General features: G+C 43.7%; 1 pseudogene. It reads right to left on the reverse strand.

What is annotated here, in order from left to right:
- Positions 1-655 (reverse strand): annotated as a pseudogene (locus RH85_RS03765) (chain-length determining protein); the annotation flags it as partial.

Below are 655 nucleotides of genomic sequence, written 5' to 3' on the forward strand. Positions count from 1 at the left end.
GCCAATGAGCCCGGCTAAAATATAAATTATTGTCGGCAAATTGGCTGCTGAACTTGGTGTATAAGGCAGATCAATAATCTTGACGCGTTTATTTTCTTCAAACACACCAAGAGAACCGGTTAATTGCGCCATTTCATATCGTTGAAGCAATTCATCGTAGAGCTGACGTTTGATTTGAGCATCGCGCTTCAAGCGATACATAAGTTGTGCAGTATCACCAAAATTTTGCGCTTCTTCTTCGATTGACAGGATCATAGATTCAAGACTTTTGGTTTCTTCCGTTAGTGACTCATAGCGACTGCGGAGTAATTGTAAACTATGTAGTTGCGTCACAAGTAACGGCTGAACGTTCTTTAGGTCGGATAGGTTGCTACTACTGGCAATATCCCACAACTGATCGCTGGTAATATTGGGTTGGTCTACTTCAAGTAGTAGATTACGTTCGCTTTCTAAGCGGTTGAGTTCTCTTTGCTTGGCCTGCACTGAGCTATGGCTGTCGGTATACTTTGCTTGCAGCAGTGTCAGAGCGCTGCGGATTTCTATGATTTGATCTTCGATACGGCCAATCACGGGGTTGGTTTTTGATAGCTGCTGATCAAGGGAACCGAGGCTTTTTTCACCCCTGCGAGTTCCGCTTTTTTCCTGCTAAATTTTG

It is taken from the genome of Vibrio ichthyoenteri ATCC 700023 (assembly GCF_000222605.1).
GTDB classification, from domain to species: Bacteria; Pseudomonadota; Gammaproteobacteria; order Enterobacterales; family Vibrionaceae; genus Vibrio; species Vibrio ichthyoenteri.